Below are 22281 nucleotides of genomic sequence, written 5' to 3' on the forward strand. Positions count from 1 at the left end.
CTTTGGTTGATACCTTCCGAGAGAATCATTGCCGCATTTTTTTATTTAACAGACCAGTTCTCGATTCTCCATTTCAGTTGTTCATTAATCCGATCTTCATAGGATTTGACATCGATCTTCTTGTAAGCGTCTACATATTCAATCCAAATGTTATCGAACTCATTCGGTTTTGACATGATTGCTTTAGGCAAGAATTTCAATGAAGTGTCTGTCATTTGTTTGTTCGCTACAGCAGCATCAGAACCTTCTTTCAGATCGACCTGCCATGCTGGATAGTACACTGGATTTTCTGGTGCAGGAGAGAAGAAGTCACTCCACGTTTTGAAGCCGTATGCATCCAGAAGTTCTTTATCTTCCGGTTTGAGGTTGTCATAGAATTCCTCAGGTTGGTTGATCGCTCCAATTGCATTCCCATCTTCAAATGTTCCTTCGAGCTTCGGTGCAGCAGCGTAGAAACCTTCAGCTTTGTTAACCAATCTCCATGCCGGATCATCCTGCTCTGTCCGTTGCTCTGGTGTACGATAGAATCTTCCCTCTTCATTCACTTGGTAGTCTACACCCTCTTCACCCCATGACAAGAGCTTCTGGTACTTCTCGTCCATAAGCTTATCGAGGAATTTGATGAGTGCGACAGGGTCTTCGGCATCTTTACTGATACCAAAACCATTGTTCAAGTTAATGACCGGACGATCCAGATAATGATCTGTGATACTTGTATCATAGACAAGCGGGAAGCCTACGTATGTCTGGCCAATTTTCCCCTGTGCTACGAGTGGGTCTTCGCCGGCTTGGAAATTCCAGTGCTGGTCGAACATACTAAGCACACGTCCCGAAGAAATTTTGGCCAGATATTGATCGTAGTTCTGAACAAAGGCTTCTTTATCCAGCAATCCCTCGTTGTACAGATTGTTTAGTTCTTTATAATACCGTTTGGAGATATCTTTGTCGGCAAAAACGGTTGCGACTCCACTATCATCTACGACTACGCCCCCGTCGTTGGGGTGACCCGTAAGATGTTCAGGTGGGTTAAGCAAAGGGAACGTCCGCCAGTCTGAAGCCAATGTAGTGAAACCAATCGTCGGTTGACCATCAATAGTTGGATTCTTGGCTGCATAATCACGGACCAACTTTGTGAAATCATCCAACGTTTTTGGAGTTGGGTACCCGGCATCCTTCAGTATGGACTTTTGGATCCAGAATGCAGGACCAGAATAATAGTTACTAATGAACTCTCCTGTATACACTCCATAGTTAGGCAACCAGTAAATATGTCCGTCACTGGAATCTTTCATCCGGTTCCAGTCTTTACCGAAATGTTTCTTCAGATTAGGTGCATGCTCTTCAATGAGATCTTCGAGCGGAATAACCGCACCCGCTGAGACCAACTTGGTGTCTGCTGTGATCAGATCCGGGAAATCGCCCCCAGCAATCATAACGCCCAACTTCTGTTGAAGATCACCTACTAGAAACTCCATCTCAAGATTAACGCCGAGTTCGTCCTGGATCTTCTTGTAGATTCGGTTATCTTTAGCTGGCGCCTGATTTGGCGTTCCGATAAAGGCCGTGATGTTCAGTACCTCTTTCCCATCCTTTGTAGTCGCTTTCTCATTGTCACCGCTGCATCCTGCCAGTGCCAAACTCAAAGCCAGAACGAGTGATACGGAACCCCAAAGCTTCTTTTTCTTAAGTCCCCCCATGTACTTGCCCTCCTTGGAAGTGGTATGTCTTACTGTTTTTAGTATGAAGAAATGTATGCGGTTACAAAATATATACATTTAAGGTCTACCCCCCTGTAATTGTAGGTCTTATTCAGGAGGGGTTCTTCTTTTTCATGGATCAATTCGCATACTTTTGCCTGTATTCTACTGGTTTCATGGCTGTTCGTTTTTCGAAGTGTCTGAGAAAATGCTGGTAACTGCGGTACCCAACTTGCTCCGCAATCGCACTTGATGTTTGATTCGTCTGCTGGAGCAGACGCTTAGCTTCTTCCATTCTTAAATCATGTACTACCTCGATTACACCCTTACCATACTTTCGCAAAAAGGATTGCCCTAAATGGACAGGATTCACGTAGAATCGTTCTGCGAGCTCCTGGATCGTAAATGTCTCCCTGTAATGCATCTGCACATATTCAGCAACCGTCGCCTGGATGCCACCCATTTGCCTCTCCCGGAAAATCGCCAGTGCTGACTTGCATTGTAAACAGAAATGTTCCAGATTGTTAGCAACCTCTTCTATATTTCGATGGCCCTTCTCCAGAATTCCGCTCGCCAATTCGTTCATTAGAGCATTAGGTTCTCCTCCTAATTCTCTGCACAGGGACAATCCGCGGAATATAATATGGGTAGAGAAAATATGTACAATCTCTGGCGCAGCCTTCATCTGTACAAACAGTTCAAAAGCACTCCGAATCGCAGACGAGAGTTCCTCCACAGAACCGTTTTCAAGCAAATCGCAAATATGGTCCACCTCTGACAGCGTTTCCGGATCAAACTGCCAATTCTCCAGCTGAATATCTTTGGCAAACAAAAGACGCTCTTGATTAAAAAACAAATAACGCCCAACTTCCTGAGCGGAGCGGAAGGATTCAGATAAATGCTCCAGTTTGTTGACCGTTAATCCAACCGCGATATGAATTTCTTCGCAGCCGTTATGTTGCATATTATTCATCAAACGCTGGGTAAAAGCTTTAATTGCTTCAAACGTCTCATTTCTATCATTCGTTTCCTCCCCCCATACAAGTCCCAATGAGTCTCTTGTTCTGTCTATCACATAACAGCAAGTTGTTTCTTCAGCCGTTTGTTCGACTACTGAACAGACTTCCTGAATATCTCCCTGAAAGGCTATCCGCAGGTATGCCCAATGGGACTTGTTTAAACGAGGACGTATCTCTGACATCTCCTCCTCCGATATATTTTGCTTATCCTTAATCAGTGCGGACAAAAACGCTTTGATCCTTTGCTCGTTTGCATGTTCCCTTATACGCTCCTGGGTTTCACGCTCCTGCAATTGCATACGGAGACGGACCAACATATCCTCTGCTTCTGTAGTGTCAACCGGTTTGGTTAGATAGTTAGAGACACCTAATCGAATAGCTTGTCTGGCATAATTAAAGTCACTGTATCCACTTGTGATGACAAACAGCACAGACTCATGTTCCAATCGTCGTGCTTCTTCTACAAGTTCCAGCCCATTCATCACAGGCATACGAATGTCTGTCACCACGAGATCAGGTCGATCTTGTTCCATCATCCGAATGGCTTCCTCACCGTTGGCGCACACGCCTCTGATTTCGAAACCATACTTTTCCCAATTGATCAGAAGCTGTAACCCTTCAATGGCATAAGGTTCATCATCGACTAATAGCACTTTATACATGAGAGTTTACCTCCTATTTCCTCTGTTCCAGCTTAGAGATCGGTATACGGTACCCTGCAATGGTTTCCTTTCCAGGTACACTGCTTAGATCAAATATCGCATTTCCTTCATAAAAGAGTTCCAGCCTGCGGTAGACATTGCGGAGTCCTACATGCTCGCCGTTCCTGGGTCTTTCAGAACGAATATCTCGCAGGAGCTCGGTTAATCTCCCTGCATCCATACCGATTCCATTATCGATCACCTGAATAACCAGTTCAGTTGCGTTTCGTCTCGCCGTTATCTTGATCTCTCTTCCATTTTTTCGCGCCTGCAAGCCGTGTTTGCAGGCATTTTCGACAAGCGGTTGAATACTCATTCTGGGAATGAGCAACGAAGCTGCATCAGGATCAACCTCGAAGGTGTAATCAAACAGCTCTCCAAAGCGAAACTTCTCAATCTGGAGATAAAGATTCGTAAATTGCAGCTCTTCTTGCAAAGGAATCAGATTGTCAGAATGACTGAGCAACTGTCTCATCAGTTTGGACAGACTTTTGATAATCTCAATTACTTCTGTATATCCATTCTTCGTACTAACGACCAGCAAAGCATTCAATGTGTTAAATAAAAAATGAGGATTCATCTGACTCTGGAGCATAGACAATTCAGTCCTCACTTGATCCAGCTCCAGGTCTTTTTGACGGATTTCCAGTTTATATACGTCATTAATCAGCGTATGAATTTTACCAATCATGATGTTAAATGTACGAATAAGCCCGCCAATTTCGTCGCGGCCTTCGTGAATTTCAATCAGATCGAATCGTTCGTTACGAACCTTCTCCATATGTCTGGATAACTTGCGAATCCGATAGTGGTAGGAACGCAAAATAATGTAGATCAATACAGAGGGGACCACGATACTTAATGCGAGCAACCCCAGAATTGATTTAAAGGCTTCTTGCAAAAGGTGGTCAAGGTGACGCGTATCGGCAACTCCAATCAATTTCCAACCCTTTAGATAGGCTAGATTCCCCAACGATTTTTCGAGCGTGTAAGCAGAATCTCCAGATTCCTTGAGCATTGATTCATTATCAAGGGGGGATAAGTCGGTTTCGCTGAATTCCCCACTTGAAACGACAGTTCGATTGTTGCTGTCCACCAGACGCAGCTGAAGACTGTCTGATTCACGATTTAAAATGCTATACACCCGGCTAAGTTCCAGATCAATCTTGGAATACTTGTTGTAATTGGCATAGGAAGTATAGGTATCCATTTTGCCAATCACACTGATTCTTCTTCCCGCGTTAAATCCGGATGGCTCAATATAATCAACGACAAGAATGCCTCCACTGGTGGATTTCAGCTGTTTCAATCCAGGGAGTACATTCTTGTCTTTCATGACGATATAATGACTGCCCGTCTGAATGGTATCGTTATCCGTATAGATACGCACCTCCAGAATATTCGCTGACATGTACCGTGTTAATTTATCTCGCAGGAATGCATGGTAGACGTTGTAATAATCCACGGGGGAGTGATAGGTCCGATCCAGTGCCTCATATAGCGAATCGTCTGCTGCAATAATTCGGCTCAGGGCAACGCTCTCATCAATCATGCCTAGCAGTTCCCCCGCAGCCCTGTCGATGGATTTACGCAGATTTTCCTGTTCTCTAATCTTGATATCCGCAGAGGTTCGTTCATAAAAGAAGATATTAATCGTTATTACAGGAAGGAGAATACTAAGTACATAAATAAGCAGAAATTTGGATCGGAGAGGAATATCATTAACCTTACTGAACATCCAGAATTTATGACGCATATAATCACCCTTGGTTTTTGTTTTTATAGACTGACGGAAGCTCCCCTGTATGCGCTCTGAACTTTTGGGTGAAATATTCAGCATCATGATATCCTAGCCTGAATGCAATGTCAGTGATCTTCATATTGGTACGTCGCAGGAGTTTACGGGCCTCCTCAACACGAAGCTGGTGCACATAGTCACTGAAACTGACCCCCATCTCCCGCTTGAACTGTTGACCCAGGTAGGCAGAATTCACGTGAATACGATCAGCTACATCTTGTAATTTAATTTTACTTCGATAGTGTTGCTTCAATTCAATCACTGCTTCTGCAACAAGCCCTCCCGTACCCGTCTTTTGCTTCAATTCAGACTGGAAAAGTTGCTTGGACAGTCGAACACACAGGTCTTGCAATGTTCCGGAAGACCAACTCGCAGCCTCATGCCAATCTTTTTCACATAGTATTTCTCTGCAACCCTCTCTTTTTCCATATTTTCGTAGCAACTCCCCATGGATATATCGGATGACATGATGTATCCATTCCAACGAAACCTCTGCTTTCTCACTTTTCTCTAACAGTGCACTCACTGCAATATCGATGGAATACGTGTTTTCTGCTTCAATCAACGCCAAGATCTCTTTGGAGATATTCATCATTTGCTCTAAATCATATTCTTCGCCTATTCGATATTCATTAAGATGATTCTCATAGGCTTCATCTGTAACCGTGACTCCATTTTTCTGTTTTTGCTCATTTCTGCGTTTGTCCAGAGGTTCAATCATGTCCATAAGGATTTGATGAATCTCCTCGGGAACAAGAGGTTTAAGCACGTACTGATCGACCTGATACCGTATGGCTTGCTTCGCGTAATTAAAATCGGAGTATCCTGTAACGATAACAATTTTAGAGGTATAGGCGAGATCTTCTCGCAAGGTGTGAATCAAACCAAGACCATCCATAACAGGCATTTGAATATCCGTGACGACAAGATCCGGTTCAACCGAGTTGAATAGAGCAAGTGCTTCCTCCCCATCTGTTGCCGTTCCGCAGAGTTCATATCCACAAGCTCGCCAGTCAATCATTGTTCTCCATCCTTCTAGCATAAACGGCTCATCATCCGCGACAATGACCTTGTACATTAGCTCACCTCACTTTTATCCTTGATCAGCTGCATGTATTTTATCTATATCAATAGGTAGATTCCAGTTGTTCTGAAAACGCTAAACAGCAGAACAACAGCAGGATTGTTGTCTGCTCGCACAACTTTGGAGAACAAAATTTCTACCAGTCTCATCGTCATTTATCAATAACATAGAACATGGTTCCATCGGACCGTACTATAAGAACGCTCCGATTGTAGCGAAGCGCCGGGATAACAATTCAAGTGTAACGCTTACATTTTGGTACAACAACCTGTTAAACTATAGGTTTTCACCCGACAAAGTATAGGTTTAGCTCAGAAGTAATCTATTGTCAGTAGAAAGATTTTTCATTCTCCACGTACAATACGGAATCCTTGATCGGGACCAAAACCATTTGCATCAAATTTGCCTCGAAATGATATTTCATTGTTATTGACACCGCCGATCCAGCCTCCGCCTTTCACAACTCGCCAAGTTTGATTTGGACTCTCCGAATCGCTGTACCAGTCCCAGCACCATTCTCTCACATTCCCAGACATATCATAGATTCCTAACTCATTCGCCTTCTGAGTTCCGACTTTTTTGGTTTGATTACGATTGCTCTCAATAGCGGTCCAGCTCCAGTCACCCGTCAGAATGTTCTCGCCGGCATTTACCCAGTACCAAGCAACTTCATCAGGATTGTTACTTCCGCTGTATGTGTAATTTAAGCTCTTTTGACCTCCGCTTGCAGCGTATTCCCATTCTGCCTCTGTGGGTAAACGGTAACCGTTGGCGTCCTCGTTGATCGTTACATTCCATTTTATAGTATCATTTTCATTGTGATTATTCGTGTCCTGGTTGTCTTTATCTATATTGTAATAAGGTTTCAGGTTTTCTTTTATACTTTTTTGATTACAGTATTCCACTGCGTCATACCAGCTGACCATTTCAACAGGCAGGTCATCTCCCTTGAAGCCAGAAGGGTTTTCCCCCATAACCTCCATCCATTCTTTTTGAGTTACTTCGTATTTGCCAATATAGAAGGAATCCAGCGTTTCATTCCTATCGATCTGACTCGGCTTACTGCTCTTGAAGGCTCCTCCTTCGACGAATACCAAGTCATCGCTTAATTTCGTATTACTTGCTGAACAAGCACTTAGACTAACAACTATAGCGATTAAAGTTAACCATACCAGCTTCTTCATTCAATTATTCTCCTTTACTAGCTTAAATCCGGCAACGTCGAGGTCCGTTAGTCTGGAGAATAACGTTACTCAACGCTACCGGAAAATTGAATTTCAAATGCAGGTGCAGAAGTTGAACTGCATCACATCATTTTTACCAAACCGTCACGTTTGCGCTTCCGCTACTTTGATAACCTTCCGTTGCCATCACCTGATAGGACCAGCTGTTGCCTAAGTACATCCCTTTGCTCGCCCATGCATTCACATGATTACTGAACGTGATGGTAGAATTGACTCCGATTGGTTTCTTGGTCTGTCTAACACTCCAATACTGAGGGAAAGTCTGAGTACCATCAATGGAAGGTGCATTGTATCTCATCGTTGTATAGATGTCATATGTGCCGCCATCACTAGTCATCGAGCCCTTATACGTTCCGGTAGGACGATACGTTCCCCAGCTATCCACCACGTAATATTCAATTAGAGCGTTTCTAGTCCAACCATAGAAGGTGAGATAGCCGTTACCTGAAGGAGAGAATACGCCGGCATTATAATTGACCACTCGATTAGGCGTACCGTATGTCCACCCTTTCCCGACAACAAAGTTCCCGGTATTTTGCCAATTCACGCTGTAATTCCCGCCCGATCCATTCACGGCGTTGACCGTTCCTCCACCATCTGTCCAATTTTGCCAATAATCTGTTGCTGCGCTCGATGTGGCTGCGAAGACACCAAAACTCATGGAAGCTGCAAGAACAACGGTTAACAATTTTTTGCTAAATTTAAACATAGATTATACCTCCTGATATTTTAATAGATTTGGTTGATGCTACAATCCGATATGAATGTTCTTCAGCAAATTCACTTGAAAAGACGTTGCGAAAACAGATACAGATCGTTTTTCCACACGGGCCAATCATGTCCTCCACTTTCCTCATGCCAAATGTGAGGTACTCCGTGATGCGCCAGATATTGATGAACCCCAAGACTAATCTCTATAAGATTGTCCTGTTCACCGCAAGAGATCCATAGCAGCGAGAGTGATGAAGGCGCTTTCGAAAGATCAGGGACAAGTAGCTCCGGACTTCTAGTATTTGGGGCTGCGGAGAAAGCACCGATCCATGCAAAATGGTCTAGATTACTTAATCCGATATTTAAGGATTGACCTCCACCCATGGATAAACCAGCAATCGCCCTTTTATCCCGGCTTTTATGCAAAGGGTAGTTCGACTCCATGTAAGGTATCAAATCGTTGAGCAGATCGGATTCAAACCGTTTAAATGCTTTGATTTTCTCAGGTTCAAACAGGTCTCCTTCGGCTCGGTCGTTCGACATAGCGCGACCGTTAGGGAAAACAATAACCATCGGCTCAAGCAAATGATCGTTGTACAGATTATCGAGAATAATTTGCGGAGAACCATGAGTATGCCATTCGGTTTCGTCTCCACCAATACCATGCAAAAGAAAAAGTACAGGATACATCGTTGTCGAAGAAAATTCTGGTGGGGTGTACACCATCGCTTTACGGGAATTGCCAACCGTGGTGGAAGGATACTCTACCGTCTCCATGACTCCACGTGGTATATTCTCCCGATACTGGTCATATCCCGTTACTGCTGGTGAGATCAATTCCATTCTCTTTTCCTCCGAACATATGAGTGACTATCAGTCTTCAGTTAATCCACATAGCCAAAACCCAGAATAGTGAAGCATTTATGTTCATGGCCTTCCGCCATTTCGATCTCGATGGAGTGCTCCCCCACATGCTCTTCGTTAAGCAGAAGGATGGCATGGCAATGGGTCCAATTCACTTGACGCGGATCGACTTTTTGGACGAATACCCCATCTACCTTGATATGTGCAGTTCCGAATTCGTCGTTACCAGAATCCTTGAAGATCAGAATGAGGCGTTTGCACTGCAAACTTATCCGAAAGCTGCTCTGATCCTCTTTTCCCTCTCCTGTACGCATCCAGTTGTTGGGGAACTGAGGTGTACCATAGTCATGAGCATCCATCTCAGCCATCTGCAGATCCGTATCCGTTTTACAAAAAGAGCCTGCATCGATTCGGGCAATGTGATTGCCGTTTTTCCGATCCAACAGCTTCACATTAACAAATTCATTTCCAATTAGCGGAGCTTTTTCAATATCATGATCTTTCTCATCCCACTCAGAACGATTCGTCACGTCGAACAAATATTCCAAACAATCGGCCATAATTCGATGTCCTATGTTAGTTGGATGATATATATCATGGAAAAAATGCTTTTTGGAAATAACGTTGCCTTCACCTCTTGTCTTGCTGAACTGATCTACGACAGCATCTTTCACACTTACCATTGGCAGATCATAATGCCAGCCTACCGGAGCGAGACGATCCTGTAGATTCCAGTCATTTTCGAATACACTGAATAACAAGATGACCGCTGGCTTGTTATCGGCAGTAAGTGCTTTGAGTACCAGACTCTCGTAACATTTACCTTGGGTTTCATCATCTGCGTCATTGACTGCGAATTCAATTATGACAATATCCGGCTGAACGGCACCTCCCCTCAGCACATCACGATCATAACGTACAATCCCCAGTTCTGAAGGAGTTCCACCCACACCTGCTTTAATCAGATGAATCGGACTATCTTTTGAAAGCGCAAACATAAACTTGAACGACTCATACGACCGATAAGCGTAACTTTGGAGATGAATAGGTACTGCACCAGCACCATGGGTAATGGAGCCTCCAATATAAGCGATAACGACAGGTTCGCCGTTTTTTGCCTTCTCAATGGCTCGTTTTAATCTGACATTATTTCCTTTGTTCAGAAGAGATCGGCCAATCATGTCGCGATATCTATGTGACTCAAAATCAATTGCGGGCTTGACTGCCGACGCTGTCACTCCAACTGGATCGCGCGGTGCAGTGAATTCCGTGTTTTCACCTGCATCTCCTGAATCCTGGAGCATAAATCATCATCACATCCTTCCGGTTTAGATTCTGACCATCCTCAAACAACTTTTAAAGAATCACAGCTTGTATTATTAGATCAGATGTGATCCTTCTCCCAAAGTGTATCCCTTACATAATTTTACAACAACCTGACAAAGTATAGGATTTTAACCAATATATCATTTTAATTTGAGTACAATGACATGCAGATCAGAACACCTATAATTTTTCATGTAAACGCTTTAATTTGTATACTATTTCCATGATATAATTTTGAAAAACCGCATTGATGAAGGAGGATACTCATGAATATCACGGGTCAAGGCGCGTGGGATACGGGTACATATACAAATCTGTTCTTGAAGCTAGGCTACGATGAGAATGAGATCACGAACAGATTGGAAGAAACATGGAACGAGCTGTTTTATGGCGATGACAATACTCGAATATATTACCCCATGGGTGAGGACAAGGGTTATTTGCTGGACACTGGTAATCTCGATGTTCGCTCCGAGGGCATGTCCTATGGCATGATGATGGCTGTTCAGATGGACAAAAAGGAAGAATTTGATCGACTCTGGAATTTCTCACACACGTTTATGCAACATAAAGCGGGACGTTATAAAGATTATTTTGCCTGGCATTGCAAGCCTGACGGAACCCGACTCTCGCAAGGTCCTGCTCCTGATGGTGAGGAGTTTTTTGCCATGGCGCTTTTTTTTGCCTCTAACCGCTGGGGCGATGGCGCTGAACCTTATGATTATAAGGCACAAGCCCGCAAGATCCTTCATGCATGTATACATCAAGGCGAAGACGGCGAAGGCGATCCCATGTGGGACCCGGAAACAAAACTGATCAAATTCATACCAGAAACACCGTTTAGCGACCCATCCTACCATCTGCCTCATTTTTATGAACTATTCGCGAAATATGCGGATGAAGAAGATCAGAGCTTCTGGAAAGAAGCTGCGGCCGCTAGTCGGGCTTACCTTCATACAGCCTGCCATCCCGTAACCGGACTATCACCTGAATATGCGAACTATGACGGCTCTCCGGCTCCAATACAGCCGCATGGTGATTTCAGACATTTTTACAGTGATGCCTACCGTGTTGCTGCAAATATAGCGCTGGACTGGGAATGGTTCCGCAAGGATCACTGGCAGATCGAACAATCCAATCGGATTCAATCCTTCTTCAGTGATATTGAAATGTCCGATTATCGTCGCTATACAATAGAAGGTGAACCTTTCGACGAACCTTCACTGCATCCTGTAGGTTTGCTGGCTACCAACGCCATGGCTTCACTGGCTGCGGACGGTCCACATGCTGACACATTCGTTCACAAGTTCTGGAACACACCTCTGCGTCAGGGAGAGCGACGTTATTACGACAATTGCCTGTATTTTTTCAGCATGCTCGCTCTAAGCGGAAGATATCGCATGTACTAAACTAAGGGAATGTGCACGAGCCGTTGAACCTGCCCTGTGAACGTTTGGCTTGCAGGACAGGTTCAATCACAGAACTTTAAGAAGGATGCAATGATATTACGATTTAATCTATATCAATAAAAAACGTTCCCGGCTCGCATATGTTGACTGCGAACCGGGAACGTTTGGTTGTACAAATACAGGCAGTAACTTTTCCCGCTCTGTATGATTCAGATACTTTAATTATTTGGAAACAGAAGAAGTATCATAGGAAGACTGCATAATCTCCAGATATCGATTAATGTTCAATCCCTCCAGGCCTTTCACATATTCATCCCAATCCTTATCCAGACTTTTGGCGCCAGTAATAAATTGCAGGGCGTTCTGATCGATGTAATCCTTGAGATTGGTCTGCATCATGCTGGCTTCATCAGCTTGGGACGGATCTACCCACAATGCCCAATGAGGGAAAATCTCTTTCGGTTCCTTGCCCTCCATTAACAATGTCGCCTCATAGAGACGTCGCTCACCACCATCATTGGCATAGATGTCTGTCCCCTGTACTTCGGAGTCCCGATATGCCTGATAATGATTGTACTGACTCAATGCAGCCCAACTGTCATTACGAGGTTCTTCTCCAGAAGGAAGCGGAATGGCTTTATATAACGGCTCAATCTGATCATTGAGCGCCACTTCTCCTTCTTGTGGTTTGCGCCAGCTTACGCCCTCTTCTCCCAGATATGATGCCATGGTTCCTTCCTGGGTATAGAGATAATCCAGCAGCTTTATGGCCGCGATCTGCGTTTCCTCACTGGCTTTGTTTGTCAGTACAAAGGACGCTCCGGGATCAATCGGATAGTTGTACGTAGCATAAGCAGCATGGGGTCCCTTCAATGGAGGGATGGGATTGTAATCATTCCCGTAAGGAGAACCTTCGGCAGTAGTTACGAATAATGATGGATGCATCGCTGCTCCCGCACCGAGAAGCTGTGCATCAGCGTTATCGCCAATTTTTTTGAAGGCCCCGACGTTTTGGGTAAATGCCCCTGGATCAATCAACCCTTCATCGTACAGTGATTTAATATAGGCAAGCCCTTCTTTCCACTCCGGTTTGTTCACTACGGTCTCCACTTTCCCCTGATTGACAATGAGATAATTCCGATCGTCGTCATAGATAAAACCGTTCATCAAGTACGGAATAATGTGCACACCGAAATTTTCAGTCGAACCGCTTAGCGGTACTTCGTCGGCTTTACCGTTACCGTTCGGGTCTTTCGTTTTAAATGCCCGAAGCATTTCCTTAAATTCTTCTGTCGTCGCGGGTTCGGTCAGGCCTAGTTGTTCCATCCATTTGGTGTTGACCCACATCTTGTTCGGGTAGGAACAGTGAAAACATTCATTCAGACCCGTCAGGCCGTAGATATTTCCGTCAGGAGCAGTGTTCATCGCCCGATAATAGTCATTGCTTTCAAGCACTTTTTTAATATTGGGAGCATGCTGCTCAATCAGATCATTCAGCGGCAAAATAACCCCCTGCTGACCAAACTTCAACAAGTCTGTCTGGGAGAAACGATCTACCCAAGGGATGAGCAGATACAAGTCCGGATAATCACCGGAAGCCAGTGAAATCTGTCTTTTCTCCGCTGCACCGTCGAATGGAACCGTAGTCCAGTTGAACTTAATATCAAACTTCTCTTCCATTTTCTTCGTGAATTTATTAGTGGACAGGTTGGTATCCGAACCCTGGTGAGCAAACACATTAATGGCCGTCTTGCCTGATGGATCGCTGCCTTCCCCCTTCCCCTTATCAGAGCTTGAACATCCGGCAAGTACCAACGAGGTAAACAGCATACAGGCAAGAATGATGAATCCCGCTTTTTTCAATATAATCCTCTCCTTCATGAATGATAGAAAAAATGACTTATCCTTTGACTGAGCCAATCAACATACCTTGCACGAAATACCGTTGAACAAAAGGATAGATGATTAGCACCGGCAAGCTGGCCATTACAATTAACGAGTACTTCATGAGTTCAGCCATCTGCTGCTGTTTGATCATTTCCGATGCATCCATGCTCCCCGTACTGCTGTTCAGAATAAGAATGCTGCGTAATATCAGCTGTAGCGGATAGAGCGACTGTGATTTCAGATAGATGAGGGCGTCAAAGTATGCATTCCACTGACCGACAGCGTACATAAGTGACAACACGGCGATAATCGGTTTGGCGAGTGGCAGGATAATACTGAAGATAAACCGGATGTCACTGCAGCCATCGATGTCTGCTGCTTCGGACAATTCTTCCGGTATCGAATTCTGAAAAAAGGTGCGGGCAATGATGACTTGCCATACCCAGACGGCATTGGGAATCAGCAACGCCCAGCGCGTATCAATCAGTCCCATGGTTTTGACCACCAGATAGGTAGGGATCAAACCGCCTGAGAACAACATGGTGAAGGTAATAAACATCATTAACGAGCTGCGACCAACAAACGTTTTTTTGGATAATGGATAAGCAATCATAATGGTCAGTGCCACGCTGATGAAGGTGCCGCAGGCTGTATAGAAAAGGGAATTGGCATAACCGGTAAGGACTTGATCATTCCGCAATACAGACTTGTAACCGTCAAACGTCAGGTCAATGGGCCACAACCAGACTTTTCCCGAGGAGACGGCAGCTGGGCTGCTGAGCGAAGAACTCACAATATATATCAAGGGATACAGCACGGCAATCAGCACCACTGTCAACATGAAGTAAACAACCGTTATAAATACGCGGTCTCCCCAGGATTCACGAATCGTACTGCTGCTCTTGATCCGCGAACGACCTGCATTTGTCTGTGTGTTAGGCATGGGTTGGTTCTCCTCCTTTCGCTCCCGTTACCATAAGCTTGTATTGGACAGTCGCTTGGCAACCGCGTTTACAATTAATAGCAGAATCAGGTTAATCACCGAGTTGAACAGGCCAACCGCAGTAGCGAAGCTATAATTGGCATTCAGCAATCCTATTTTATAGACATATGTGGAGATAATCTCCGAAGCAGACAGGTTGAGCGGATTTTGCAGCAAATATATTTTTTCGAACCCAACAGCCATGATATTCCCTACACTCAGGATCAGAATGATGACGGCTGCCGGAAGTAGTCCAGGCAGATCAACATTGATGATTTTCTGTATTCGGTTGGCTCCGTCCACTTTGGCGGCTTCATACAGGGATGGATCAACACCTGCCAGAGCAGCCAGATATATCACAGCGGAGTACCCCATTCCCTGCCACACATCGGAGAATACGTAGATGGATCGAAACAGTCCAGGCTCACCGAGAAAATTCACCGCTTCGAAACCAAGGGCACCTGCAATCGTGTTGACAATACCCAGCCTAGGAGACAGAAAGAGCATAATGATGGAGACCATAACAACGGTAGAGATGAAATATGGAGCATAGGTCACCATTTGTACTGTTTTTTTGAATCGTATGTTTTTGATTTCGTTCAGCGCGAGCGCCAGTAATATAGGAATCGGGAAACCAACGATCAGGCTGTAAAACGAAATGTAGAGCGTGTTCTTGATCAGCATAACAAACGCAGGATTTTTAAAAAGTAATTCGAAATACTTGGTTCCGGCCCACGGACTGCCCCAGATCCCCTTGATGACGTTGTAATCTTTAAATGCCAGGACCGCATTCACCATGGGTACATACTTGAAAATAATAAAGTAAGCAATCGGTGGCAGGATCAGCAGATACAGCTGCCAATGTCGCCTCCAGCTTCTGGATAATGCTTGCTTCAAGGCAAACGCTTTACTTGGTTTCTCCACGGACTTTGATTCACTGGTCATTGTGGTTCTCAGAATCATCCCCCCATTCTTGGCTCCCAATCGTGCTGAACTGCAACTCGACTTGGTAGCGCTTACTTTTTGAGTAATCATAAGATTGCGCTGGGGATGCGTAAAGGTACACTTACGCTGAGAAAGTACAAAAAGCGAATATAGTTCCCGAGAAACAGCCTACATTAACCGCTATGAACGTCCATTTTCCGAAATACACTCGGAGAAATGCCGCGTACCCGCTTGAAAGCTCGACGGAATGAATGTGCACTGTTATACCCGGTGGCCTCCGCTATCTCGTCAATGGTCTGACCAGTGGAGTGCAACAAGTTCGAGGCAGCATCAATGCGTACCCGTTCTACATAATCGGAAAGATTCTCTCCCGTGTGTTCTTTGAACAGTTGGGATATAAACTTCTCGGACTTGCTCATGTGCTCGGCAATCCGATAGATCGTCAAGTTTGCATCCCCATAATGTTGTTGGATAAAACAAATCATTTCGCTTACAGTATCCGCATGTGCTCCTGCTCTTCTTCTCTGGAAATCACCGCAGATGTCTTCTGTTAACCGTTTGAATTTTGCACGCAGCGAAGTAATCGTTTCTGTCATCTGAATGGATGTCACCCGAGTTTTATATTCCTCCAGCAGGGAGGCATCCAACTTGAATTTTGGTTCGTCCAGCTTCAGAAAAGTCCCCTTCAGCTCCATGATGAACTGCTGTGTCATCTCGTAGGACAGTTCCCGCTCCTCTAAATTACGAAGAAACAATTGCTCCAGAATACGTACCGCCTCTTCAGGCTCCCCGACTTTGATTGTGTTCAGCAGGCGCTGTTCAGACTCAATCGGATAATAAAACATTTCATTTTCCTTCATCGTATCTTCAAATCTCACCAGATGATCTGTTCCCATATGAATGGCATAATCCAGAGCTTGTTTGGCTTCGTCAAAGGAACGTCCTGCATCATTCCAAACCTCGTAAGCTGCACCTGTGCCAATTGTTGTAGATATCCGATGCTCCCGGTAGATCACTTCCATCAAGGTGTTCAGCTCTTTTTCACATCTCCCTATAGCTTCATTCAGTGAGTTCTCATCCAATGGACAGGCAAAAGCGATCTGGTCTGTTCCCCAATCCGTGATCAGCAGCTGCGCATTCCATTCTGTAAGTACTTGTTTGATGAGCAGCCTTGCAACACCCAGTTCATGGATAGTTTCTTCACTGTCCGGATTGGCATATCCGTTTACCTTCACTAAGCCTGCCAAGCCCTTGCTGCTATGAAGAGAAATGTGCGCCTGGGATGAGATAACCTCCAACTCAAGTGAGGTATAGACTTCTCCGGTTAACAAACGTTTGATAAAACCGTCTCTCAATAACGGAATCTGCTCATTCATGGCGTTTTTAAGTGAGTCATTATTAGCAATGAGATTGTTAATATGGCTTGCCAAAAAATCATATTCATTGCCCCGTCTGCCTGGGGAATCGGTGATTTGTTCCCGAAAAGAGGCCAACAATCTGTATACGGGTGCACTATTCCGATAGGCCAGAACCAGCCCGAATAACAGTCCCAAGGCAATGGTTGCCAAAGTAAAGACCAGCGTGACTTGTTTGATTTGGTCCGCTTTTGTCATGAGTGCTTTCTCCGGAATCCCTGCCATGTAATTCCATCCATTTTGACTGGACTGCATCGATATCAGCAGCCGACCATCACTTCCAGGCTGTACATTCTGCACGTTCAGCTCCGTTTTCGCATCATTACCTTCTCTCTGGCGACTCTGTGCCATTTGCTCGGCTTCGGCTTGTTCAATGCCATGGGAGAAAATGATCTGTCCTTCCGCATCAGTGACGAGAGTCCAGCCGCCATATTGATCCACAATATTTTGAGTAAGGCTGGCCATCTGATCCTGATCAATCATGACACCAATCGTTGCTTGCGGTTTGTTGAAGCTGTTCAAAGGCAGAGATTGCAGAAACGTAATGGCGGGAACGTCTGCTAGCACAGTGCCGAGTATTTCACGTTTATAGTTTCGAAGCGGTATGATTTCATTAAAGTGTGGTTGTTTGAGAATTTGGTCATGCCATTGTTCAAACGACATACCGTCCAGCTGATTGGCAGCATAATAATGCTCTGGACGATAATACACAGTTCTTGGTGTGATGATGGCATTGTAGTTCGGAATGTGAATGAAGAAATGGGACAAGTAATCATTGGTACTGCTGTACATGGAGAGGCTCCGCTGCATACGGTTCATACCATAGACATTGTAGAGATCATGCGGCTTTGGCCCAGCAATTAAATTTTGCAAATCGGGATTGACGGCAAGCTGTCTGGTAAAAGCTTCGACTTGAAGTAGATTTCGCTCAATGATCTCTTTGCCAAGACTCAGCGACTTCAAACTGTTCTCAATGGAGCTGGAACGAGCCGCTTCAATGGAAGCTCGGTAAGAGGCATATCCCGCAATTTGAGGAATCATCAGAATGACAAGATACGAAATGAGGAATCGGCGGAACACGGGTGAAAATTTGGACCATAGGAGCTGCATATGTACCCTCCCTTTTTTTATCGAGCGCTTACATTTCTCTGTGTTAAGGTAGCTGTTCAATGATACACCGGGCATTTCTTCCTGGTGAAGGTACAACTTCTTCCTTATGGTACATTTACATACTGTAGCGTACAATGCTTGCATGAAAATAATTGTTGGTCTGCGGGTTAGCGCACAAATATAGTTGTATTTTACCTTCGCATGACATCCATCCCAAAGTATCAAAAATAAACGCAAAAAACCTCCCCAGTCATGGAATGACTTGGGAAGGTTTTTGTTTAACGTTGTGCTTATTAATTGCTAACGGCAACAAATTTCCATTGTTGGTTTGTAGCACCTGTGTAGGTGTTCTGCTGCAGCAAGGCTCCATCCGAAGTGGAAGCGTTTGCCACTTCAATCGCTTTATTGCTGTTCACGTTGACGATACTCCAGTACCCGTTACCAAGATCGTTGACCTTAAAATGCTGAGCGGTTGTGTTCAGATTGCTCATGAGTTGAACCGCTTCCCCATTGGTGAGGGTACCGTTGCGAATGTCGATGACTTTGTCCGGCGAGTTCACACTTGTCAGTGTATAGTTGCCGTTACCGATCGAAGTCAGAACCCACTTCTGAGGGTTACCGCCCAGATCACTCCACTGCTGGAGCTGAAGATTATTTTCATTTTGACCACCAGGAACATCAACAACTTTGTTGGAATGCCGGGCTACGATTTTATAAGTTGCACCGGATACAAGACCCGTTGTCGGTCCGCCGCCTTGTCCACTGCCCGGGTAAGTCTGAGCACGTTCATGGTACCAGTTGAACAGGAATCGTCCCATGGCACTCCGTGAAGCATCTCCATCCCATTTCAGTCCAGCCGTTGGGTCGGCAAAGGAGCTTCGTGGTCCTTCACTTAGAATGAATCCGTTCATATGAGCTGCAATGCTGACATTACCTGATGCGTTGAAAATCGTTTTGGTATTGGTGCCAAAACCTTCATTGCTACCATTAAACAAGTTCCAATAGGCCGAATCGCCAGGTTTGTTTTTGAACCAGGTTACCTCGGTAATATTAATCGGATATTTGTCAGCAGCTGCCTTCACGTTGGTATTCCACTGGTCTTGCAGGATAGAGAAGTTGTCATATGCGCCATAACCAGGGTACCAGTGAACCGCATATCCATAGTTATTGAGCGGATCAGTCAATGGATGGCTTGCCGTCAAGCTGTAAAATTGGTTGTATCCCAGACCTGCCGCCCAGATGACGTTGTCCGCACCTTTGCTACGAATTGTTGAAATCATGGAATTTTGGAAATTACGCAAGTCATTCCAGTGATCCACAAAGTCATTTTCCCCGTTGTATCCACCCCAATGTCCATTGGCATAGGATTTCACCGGTTCGTTGATCAGTTCAAAGTGAACGTTGTCTGCACTTTTGATCTCCGGGCGTGAAGCGAGATAACCCCAGATTTCGTTGAATTTTTGCAGGTTGGCAGGTGTTGTTGCCTGATCATCCTTCAGTGTGAAGTCCAGTCCCAGGACAACATAGACACCTTTTGTTTTGGCATATTGAATGTACGGAATAATTACATTTTGCGTAACGGTCTGCACACCGGCAAAGTTATATGTACCAGCAGCCACATCTCCCATGTCCTGACGATCGATGAACAGACGCACCTGATTCATATTCCAGCCATGATTGCTTCCGTACTTCGCGCTGGTGTCAGCAAAAGTATCGGTAATGTCTTTCAGATAAGCCAGTGTAGCTGCATGACGGTTATTGCCGTGCAGATTGAGATAATAATTGCTGTCCTGATATGTCCAGTAGGCACCTGAGGGTTGATGCCAACCGTTCAGTAGCACAGGCTGGTTGTTGCTGTTCACCAGGTTTTTGCCGTTTACGTGCAGCTTGCCCATCGGCATGCCCACCCATGCTTCGGCACGGCTGCCTCCCCATGGAGCAATTGTGATCAATAAAGCCAGAATGAGTACAAGTTTACAAGATGTCATGAACTTCTTCACTTTAATTCCTCCTGATCTGATATATTGCCTTGCAATAATGCGAGGTAAGCTCCGTAAGAGTATCTCTGATCAAATAGATCGCTCAGGTCGGCGCCCGCTCCCGCAGCCCGTTCCACACCAGTAGGGGGATCCTGCGCAGGGAAGGATCGCGGTTCTGCTGTGAGCAGACGTTCATGAGATCGTTACATGCCCCCTTTTCACAGATGGAATGTTGCATGAAGTTCATCCTCCCTCTTCCAGTCTGATCCCACTCCAAACGTACAGAAGAACTTAACTTAACCGACGATTCCCGTACGCTCTACACTCTCTACGAAATATCGTTGCACAAACAAATAGATGATGATCAAAGGCAGAATGGCAAGAAGAATTCCTGTATCCTGGATCATGCTCAGATAGAACGGATCGGCCTGGGAAGCTGCACCGTCGGTAACCTGCTGGGCCAGATTATACGGAAGGGACGATAACTGGGTCGACATGACTTTACTTGAAGTCAGATAAGTCGTCGTATAGAAGCTGTCGTTCCACTGCCATACGAAGGAAAACAGCATGACTGTTACCATGGACGGAATGGCATTGGGCAGCATGATTCTTGAAAATGTTCGTCCGATCCCCGCGCCGTCCACATAGGCCGCCTCCTCCACTTCCTTCGGAATACCTCTGAAGAATTGCCGGAAGATAAAGATGTACAAACCGGCCTTAAGTGAATTGGCCGTAATCGCCGTCAGAATAAACGGCCAATAGGTATTAAGCAAATTAACAGGTTTGCCGACTATAAGCGTCATAAGCCCCATGAGATCAAAGCTTTTCAGATTCAGGTATACCGGAATGAGAATGGTCGTTGGCGGTACAAGAATCGTCAGAATTACACCAGCAAACAGCCAGTTGCTTCCCCTGAATTTCAGTCTGGCGAATCCGTATCCTGCAAGTGCACAGGATGCTGTAGTCAGCAGTGTAGTCGTTGCAGACAGGGCAAACGTATTAAACAGCGTTGCCCAGTAATCCATTACGCGTATCGCCTCTTTGAAATTGTCGATGGAGAAGTTCTGTGGAATCCACACCACCACTGCCGAATACAGATCACCTTTAGCTTTGATGGATGTGGAAACCTTCTGAAATATGGGAAACAGGATAACGAAGGAAAGCCCGGTAATCAGAACGAATCGGATCATGGCCCACAGCCAGCCTTTCCAATGCTCCAGCGATAATAATCGTGATGTTGTCACGTGGGACACCCTCCTTTCTAATCTTGATAGAAGACTCGCTTCGAGAAAATGATGTTTACGATAACCAGAATGATGGCAATGGCCAGAAAGTAGACCCATGCCATGGCAGAACTTAATCCAAAGTCAAATTTGACGAAGCCGGTATCCCGGATCAGTTCCGTCATGGCGTTATTGGCAAACGAATCAATGATTGTATAGATCGCATTGACAAAAATAAGCGGGCTGACCATTGGGAACGTAATTTTCCAAAAGGCTTCATAACCCGTTGCACCTTCCATCTTCGAAGCCTCATACAGTTGAGGGGAAATCGTCTGGATCCCTGCCAAAAAGATCAAAATCTGTACACCGGATTGACTGACGATCTGATAGATCCGATCTACGGCGCTGCTCAGATACGTAACGATCCAATCGCTCACTCCGGCGTTAACCATCAGATTTTCGAGTTCAAATGTCCCGAGTGAGCTTCCACCTGTGCTGCTCTGATTAACCGCTTCAATCAGGCTGGTGCTCTCCAGTGTCATAATCACTCCCGATGCCAGAATAACGGGCAGGAAAAAGATCGACCGCGCTACAGCCCGGCCCCTGAACTTCTGATTCAGGATGACGGCAAGGAACAGACTGAATATAACGATAAGCGGTACGTTGATGAGCACGTCTGTGATCGCCTCAATTAACGCACGGTTAAAGCTTGTATTGACGGTCAGCGCCTGAATATAATTGGCAACACCGTTGAACTGAATTGCTATGCCTTCCGCGTTAGCCTGAATTGTACTCATGCTGTATCGCAGAGAGGCTAACAGCGGAATGAAGAAAAACAACACAAAACCAATGAGCCAGGGAAGCACGTAGATTACGCCCCACATGGC

Annotated in this window: 16 protein-coding genes; 1 reads left to right on the top strand and 15 read right to left on the bottom strand. The window is 45.1% G+C overall.

All coding sequences use genetic code 11. The features are described from left to right. Positions 1-41: 41 nt before the first annotated feature. The 8 genes from ACDJ59_RS11050 to ACDJ59_RS11085 form a co-directional block, all read right to left on the bottom strand. The gene (locus tag ACDJ59_RS11050; protein ID WP_413408884.1) at positions 42-1697 is read right to left on the bottom strand and encodes a sugar ABC transporter substrate-binding protein; all 1656 of its coding nucleotides are present in this window, start codon (positions 1695-1697) and stop codon (positions 42-44) included. Positions 1698-1836: 139 nt separating this feature from the next. Then, positions 1837-3378: a response regulator transcription factor gene (locus ACDJ59_RS11055; protein ID WP_413408885.1), complete on the bottom strand. Its 1542-nt coding sequence runs from the start codon at positions 3376-3378 to the stop codon at positions 1837-1839. Between the two features lie 13 nt (positions 3379-3391). Then, positions 3392-5173 (bottom strand): sensor histidine kinase, encoded by a 1782-nt coding sequence (locus ACDJ59_RS11060; RefSeq protein ID WP_413408887.1) that lies wholly within the window; start codon positions 5171-5173, stop codon positions 3392-3394. A 4-nt stretch (positions 5174-5177) separates the two neighbouring features. Beyond that, positions 5178-6293: a response regulator transcription factor gene (locus tag ACDJ59_RS11065; RefSeq protein WP_413408889.1), complete on the bottom strand. Its 1116-nt coding sequence runs from the start codon at positions 6291-6293 to the stop codon at positions 5178-5180. A gap of 350 nt (positions 6294-6643) precedes the next feature. After that, positions 6644-7483, bottom strand: a complete 840-nt coding sequence (locus tag ACDJ59_RS11070) for a formylglycine-generating enzyme family protein (protein ID WP_413408890.1) — start codon at positions 7481-7483, stop codon at positions 6644-6646. A gap of 133 nt (positions 7484-7616) precedes the next feature. Continuing rightward, a complete protein-coding gene (locus tag ACDJ59_RS11075; protein ID WP_036615877.1) occupies positions 7617-8252 on the bottom strand; it encodes a glycoside hydrolase family 11 protein in 636 nt (211 codons plus the stop codon). Between the two features lie 71 nt (positions 8253-8323). After that, positions 8324-9097 (bottom strand): alpha/beta hydrolase, encoded by a 774-nt coding sequence (locus tag ACDJ59_RS11080; protein ID WP_413408892.1) that lies wholly within the window; start codon positions 9095-9097, stop codon positions 8324-8326. Positions 9098-9138: 41 nt separating this feature from the next. Beyond that, positions 9139-10422 (bottom strand): SGNH/GDSL hydrolase family protein, encoded by a 1284-nt coding sequence (locus tag ACDJ59_RS11085; RefSeq protein WP_413408893.1) that lies wholly within the window; start codon positions 10420-10422, stop codon positions 9139-9141. 288 nt (positions 10423-10710) lie between these two features. Between ACDJ59_RS11085 and ACDJ59_RS11090 the strand changes: the two genes are divergently transcribed. Then, positions 10711-11853, top strand: coding sequence for a glycosyl hydrolase family 8 (locus ACDJ59_RS11090; protein ID WP_413408895.1), 1143 nt, complete (start codon positions 10711-10713; stop codon positions 11851-11853). A gap of 222 nt (positions 11854-12075) precedes the next feature. Here the strand turns inward: ACDJ59_RS11090 and ACDJ59_RS11095 are convergent, their stop codons facing one another. The 7 genes from ACDJ59_RS11095 to ACDJ59_RS11125 all read right to left on the bottom strand — a co-directional run bounded on the left by ACDJ59_RS11095 (position 12076) and on the right by ACDJ59_RS11125 (position 22278). After that, positions 12076-13734: an ABC transporter substrate-binding protein gene (locus tag ACDJ59_RS11095; protein WP_413408897.1), complete on the bottom strand. Its 1659-nt coding sequence runs from the start codon at positions 13732-13734 to the stop codon at positions 12076-12078. Positions 13735-13753: 19 nt separating this feature from the next. Beyond that, the gene (locus ACDJ59_RS11100) at positions 13754-14683 is read right to left on the bottom strand and encodes a carbohydrate ABC transporter permease (protein ID WP_036615892.1); all 930 of its coding nucleotides are present in this window, start codon (positions 14681-14683) and stop codon (positions 13754-13756) included. Between the two features lie 27 nt (positions 14684-14710). Continuing rightward, a complete protein-coding gene (locus ACDJ59_RS11105) occupies positions 14711-15565 on the bottom strand; it encodes an ABC transporter permease (protein WP_036671100.1) in 855 nt (284 codons plus the stop codon). Between the two features lie 275 nt (positions 15566-15840). After that, positions 15841-18192 (bottom strand): helix-turn-helix domain-containing protein, encoded by a 2352-nt coding sequence (locus ACDJ59_RS11110; protein WP_413408898.1) that lies wholly within the window; start codon positions 18190-18192, stop codon positions 15841-15843. Positions 18193-18485: 293 nt separating this feature from the next. After that, entirely contained in the window at positions 18486-20192 is a 1707-nt protein-coding gene (locus tag ACDJ59_RS11115) for an RICIN domain-containing protein (RefSeq protein ID WP_413408899.1), read from the bottom strand. A 275-nt stretch (positions 20193-20467) separates the two neighbouring features. Further along, complete coding sequence (locus ACDJ59_RS11120) at positions 20468-21415, bottom strand: carbohydrate ABC transporter permease (RefSeq protein ID WP_413408901.1); 948 nt, start codon at positions 21413-21415, stop codon at positions 20468-20470. 17 nt (positions 21416-21432) lie between these two features. Further along, on the bottom strand, positions 21433-22278 hold the full coding sequence (locus tag ACDJ59_RS11125; RefSeq protein ID WP_082219083.1) for a carbohydrate ABC transporter permease: 846 nt from the start codon (positions 22276-22278) through the stop codon (positions 21433-21435). Positions 22279-22281 lie beyond the last annotated feature (3 nt).

It is taken from the genome of Paenibacillus amylolyticus, from assembly GCF_047302515.1.
GTDB lineage: Bacteria > Bacillota > Bacilli > Paenibacillales > Paenibacillaceae > Paenibacillus > Paenibacillus amylolyticus_G.